Origin of the sequence: Ochrovirga pacifica (assembly GCF_000220525.1) — a bacterium.
Taxonomy (GTDB): Bacteria; Bacteroidota; Bacteroidia; order Flavobacteriales; family Flavobacteriaceae; genus Ochrovirga; species Ochrovirga pacifica.
This window is the reverse complement of sequence record NZ_AFPK01000053.1, coordinates 1-4,201: the sequence shown is the minus strand read 5'-3', so window position 1 is coordinate 4,201 and position 4,201 is coordinate 1. Positions and strand designations below refer to the sequence as shown.

Below are 4,201 nucleotides of genomic sequence, written 5' to 3'. Positions count from 1 at the left end.
TTCCAAACAAACTTTTTTGAAAGTTTTTTTTTTAGAAATTTTAAGCTCGAAATACTCGTTTTTAAAAAGCAGCTTCGCTACTCTTCTCCCTGACTATCCGTCACTTAAACTCTTACTCTTACAATGAACTTTTGCTCTCTCAGTAAGTATGCCTTACTGCGTTTGCGGGTGCAAAGATACACAAGAATCTTAATTAAACAAGCTATTTTTGTGAGTTTTTTTGATATATTTCTTAAAAACCTAAATAACAACAATATACAGAATAAAAAAATGCATCTTTTTTTAGATTGATGATCTATTTCTTAGTGATCCATTTAGACCATGTCTTTTTTTCTTTACCTGATTCTCGTAAACCTCCTGTTTTTATAAAGACGTCTTTATCATTGATATCTTTTGGAAATAAGAAAATAGCTCCTAATAAAATTTCATTTAATGGAATTTCTAAATATTCCCTAAGTTCTTTTTCTCTTAACGGTCCTCCGGAAGACCAATAATTTGGAATTTCTTTAGCTGTTGCACCAATCAAAACATTTTGTATAGCAGCCGAGGCAGCAGCAATATGTTCCATATGCACTACATCTCCATAAAAAGGAAATGGTTCTTTTTTATTGTCTACAGAAGTGTTTTCTTGTTTTGGCAACCAAGTCACTATAAAAAGTACATCTGAAGCACTTAACATGTTTTTTAATTTCTTTAGTTCAATTCCTTGTTCTTTTGCGTAATTAATCAGCTCTCTGCAATGTGAGGTGTCTAACACATAGAAACGAAAAGGCAAACAAGAGTTAAGTTCTTTTTCTTCTGATTGATGTTTTAAATCACTTTTGTAATGATAGGGAGCACAAGAAGCTAAGTCTAACAATTCATCAACAGTATTTTTTAACTCTTTTTGATTTGTAGAAACTTCCCATACATTGTCTGCCAGCACTTTTTGTGTTCTTCTATTTTTTATTGCTTTGACTGCATCCATCAATTTTCTGTTATAAGTTTGTAGTGTGAATGTACTATTTTCATCAGTATTTTACCAAACATTCATAAAAAACAAAGCACCTTTGCAGTTAAAGGTGCTTTGTTTCTTGCATCATATTATATTATAGAAAATAACTTAAACCAAATGTAACTTGAGAGCTACTTAGGTCTAGCCCTATGTTGTGTGATTTGTTAACAACACGATCTTGTTCAATATTTTCAAAATAATTATAACTTAAAGAACCGTAATTAAATTTTAAAGCTATTTGGTTTCCTAGAAAATAAGTAAATCCTGGACTAAAACCTATATTAACACCATTCCCTTTTTGATCTCTATTACTTGAGAAAGTAGTTCTGTTATATATAGCTTGACCTGTAAGATTGAATTTAAATTTTTCGGTTATATCGTAGAACTGTGTAGCAAAAAGTCCTCCTGAATAACTATGCCTTTTTAAGCTACTTGTGCTTAAAGAGCTGTCGGAGGTATTTTTTAAATAAGAGTATCCCAATGACACACCTACTACAAAATTATCCTGAACTACAAACCCAACATTCGGATTGATTCTAAAATTAGTTGCCTTGCTTTCTAAATCTGTATAAACTGAAGAACTATTGCTTTTTCCAAAGGCTAAATTTCCTTCTAAATTAATTACTCCTTTTTTAATTGGTGATTTAAATTCCTTCTCCTGAGAAAAACCAATTAAAGAAGTTAATAATAATGTACTTAGTAACAATTTTTTCATGTGTATAAATTTTTAAATTAATACACATGATAACAATAAGAAAGCCAAAAACATGTATAATTATTAAACTACTGTTAAAAAAAGGTTAGTTAAAAAAGCTAACCTTTAAATTTATTTTTCAAATATACTTTTGCAAGAACCCATTAAGAAACACACAAAATAACAGCTTTTTAGTTTTGTGGATAAAATTACACCACCTTAAAGGCTTGTTTGGCAATTTCTAATTCCTCATTTGTTGGAATAATTAAAATTTTAACTTTAGATTTTTTTGTTTGAACCTCTGTTAACTCTTTAGCCCTAATATTATTCAATTCTTTGTCAATGTCTATTCCTAAATATTCCAAGTCCTGACAAGACATTTCTCTAATTTCTTTACAATTTTCTCCTGCACCTGCAGTAAAAACCAAAGCATCTACACCATTCATAGCTGCTGTGTAAGCTCCTATTAACTTTTTTACTCTGTAAGCGTATAAGTGCAATGCTTCTGAACAATCAGAGTTTCCTTGCTCTGCTTGGCTTACCAAATCTCTAAAATCAGAATAACCTGTCATCCCTAACATACCACTTTGTTTGTTGATTAGATTGCTGACTTCCTTAGGATCATAACCCAAATTATTAATTAAATGCAAAATAACTGCTGGATCTATATCTCCTGTTCTAGTTCCCATAGCCAAACCTGCAGTGGGTGAAAATCCCATAGAATGATCTATGCATTTACCGTTTTGTACTGCTGCAATTGAAGCTCCATTTCCAATATGTAGTGTAATGATTTTAGAATTCTCTTTTCCTAAAAAAGCAATTGCTTTTTCTGAAACGTACTTATGACTGGTTCCATGAAAACCATAGACTCTAATTTTTTGCTCCTCTGTTAGTTGTTTTGGCAAGGCATATTTATACGCAAAGGAAGGCATGGTTTGCTGAAAAGCAGTATCAAAAACAACAACTTGCTTTGCACTAGGAAATAATTCTTCACAAACTTCTATTCCTAACAAATTTGCTGGGTTGTGCAAAGGAGCTAGAGAAAAAATAGCTCGTATTTCTTCTTTTACTTCAGCAGTTACTACTCTGGTTTTAGAAAATGAACTCCCCCCATGTACGACCCTATGCCCTATCACTTTTAAATCTTCTTTATTAGCTATTACACCTACTTTATCGTCTAATAAATAGGAAACCACATGAGACAAACCTTCTTTATGATTTGAAATAGGCAAACTGACCTCTACTTCTTTTTCAGCAACAGGGCTGTATTCTAATTTAGAATTTTCTTGACCAATACGCTCTATCAAACCTTTACATATCAGTTTTTCTGATGGCATTTCTATGACTTGATATTTTAAAGAAGAACTTCCTGAGTTAATTATTAGTATGTTCATTTTTTAATATTATATGATGTGTATTGAAAACCTAGCATAAAGAATAAAATAACAACTTGACAGCAGTTATGTTCTACTTTATTATAATTCTTGTGCTTGAATGGCTGTTATTATTACTGTGTTAAAGACATCGGCTACGGTACATCCTCTACTTAAATCGTTTACAGGTTTGTTAAGTCCTTGTAACATAGGTCCAATTGCCAAGGCTCCTGTTTCTCTCTGAATAGCTTTGTATGTGTTGTTTCCTGTATTTAAATCTGGAAAGACCAAAACAGTGGCTTTACCAGCAACCTCTGAATCTGGCATTTTACTTTTTGCAACTCCAGAATCTACAGCTGCATCGTATTGTATGGGTCCTTCAATTTTTAAATCAGGACGTTTTGCTTTTACAATTTCAGTTGCCGTTCTTACTTTGTCTACATGAGCTCCTTTCCCTGATGAACCTGATGAATAAGACAACATAGCTACTCTAGGTTCAATACCAAAATTAGAAGCCGAGTCTGCCGATGAAATAGCTATTTCTGCTAATTGTTCTGCGGTAGGGTCTGGGTTGATAGCACAATCTCCAAAAATAGAAACTCTATTTTCCATGCACATAAAAAAGATAGAAGAAACAACCGATACACCTGGTTTGGTTTTGATAAACTGCAATGCTGGTCTAATGGTGTGTTGGGTAGTGTTTACAGCTCCCGATACCATTCCATCAACAATTCCTTTATGCACCATCATGGTTCCGAAATAAGATACATCACTCATGGTTTCTTTAGCGGTATCAAGGTTCATTCCCTTATGTTTTCTTAAATCATATAGCGTTTGTACAAAATCTTCAAAATAATCAGAAGCTGTAGGATTGATTACTTTTATTTTATCAAAATTAAGGGCTACTTCAGATTTCTTGGCTTTTTCCTTTATCTCTTCAGGAGAACCTAATAAAACAATATCTACAATATTTAGGGTAGCCAACATAGCTGCAGCTTCTAAAATTCTAGGATCGTTTCCTTCTGGCAATACTATTTTCTTTTTAGACTTGCTTGCTCTGTCTACCATATTGTATTGAAACATTTTAGGTGTCATTCCATCAACTTGGAATTGAACCAGCTTGTTGGTCAACTCTTCGGT

Annotated in this window: 4 protein-coding genes; all 4 read right to left on the bottom strand. The window is 32.6% G+C overall.

Annotation, left to right across the window (positions count from 1 at the left end):
• Positions 1-295 precede the first annotated feature (295 nt).
• Positions 296-967 (bottom strand): nitroreductase family protein, encoded by a 672-nt coding sequence (locus FS85_RS16150; protein WP_010136287.1) that lies wholly within the window; start codon positions 965-967, stop codon positions 296-298.
• Between the two features lie 121 nt (positions 968-1,088).
• Positions 1,089-1,709, bottom strand: a complete 621-nt coding sequence (locus FS85_RS0110760) for a hypothetical protein (RefSeq protein ID WP_010136286.1) — start codon at positions 1,707-1,709, stop codon at positions 1,089-1,091.
• Positions 1,710-1,897: 188 nt separating this feature from the next.
• Positions 1,898-3,082 (bottom strand): acetate/propionate family kinase, encoded by a 1,185-nt coding sequence (locus FS85_RS0110755; RefSeq protein ID WP_010136285.1) that lies wholly within the window; start codon positions 3,080-3,082, stop codon positions 1,898-1,900.
• 81 nt (positions 3,083-3,163) lie between these two features.
• On the bottom strand, positions 3,164-4,201 hold a 1,038-nt coding region (gene pta / locus FS85_RS0110750), incomplete at its 5' end, for a phosphate acetyltransferase (RefSeq protein WP_010136284.1).

Coding starts and splice junctions, on each gene's coding strand:
- FS85_RS0110755 (WP_010136285.1), bottom strand. CDS start 3,082: ATGAACATACTAATAATTAACTCAGGAAGTTCTTCTTTAAAATATCAA.
- FS85_RS0110760 (WP_010136286.1), bottom strand. CDS start 1,709: ATGAAAAAATTGTTACTAAGTACATTATTATTAACTTCTTTAATTGGT.
- FS85_RS16150 (WP_010136287.1), bottom strand. CDS start 967: ATGGATGCAGTCAAAGCAATAAAAAATAGAAGAACACAAAAAGTGCTG.